General features: G+C 77.5%; 1 protein-coding gene. It reads left to right on the top strand.

Annotated features, from left to right (window positions below):
* Positions 1-83: 83 nt before the first annotated feature.
* On the top strand, positions 84-546 hold a 463-nt coding region (locus KUM32_RS39465; protein WP_217146561.1), incomplete at its 3' end, for a CU044_2847 family protein.

Here is a 546-nt window from a genome sequence, read left to right as displayed (position 1 = left end):
GGGTGCGCGCGGCGGGCGCGAGGGCGCGGAACGAGGCGTTCGTACGCTCCCGGCGCCCGGCTCCGCGTGCCACACTGATCGCCATGGGGGACCTCGCACTGACTTTTGACGACGGCACCGTCGCCTGGCTGCGCCTCACTCCGGTCGCCGACGGGGCGCGCCCAGCGCCCGTCGGCGCGGCGGGGCCGAGCGGCGGCGGGGCCCCGGATTCGGCTGGCGGTTCCGACGGCGGTGACCACGGCGACGGCGGTGCCGGCGACCGTGGCGGCCCGCCCGACGACCCGTACGGCCAGCCGCCGGGCCCCGACCTCGAACTGCCCACAGGGTTCGGCGGGGCCCGCGCGGTCAGTGTCGACGGCAGGACCGCGCGCGCCCTGTCCGCGGGCGGGCAGGCGCTGGCGAACGCGCTGCGCCCGCTGAACGGGGTGTTGGAGAGCATCCACACCTCCCTCGCGGACTCGCCGCGCCGCCCGGACGAGGTGACGGTGCAGTTCGGCGTCACCCTCGGCACCGACCTCAGCCTCGGCGTCTTCACCGGCAAGGGAG

The sequence above is a fragment of the Streptomyces sp. AC627_RSS907 genome, assembly GCF_019049165.1.
The sequence above is the reverse complement of the archived record's forward strand: the minus strand, read 5'-3'. Positions and strand labels throughout refer to the sequence as shown.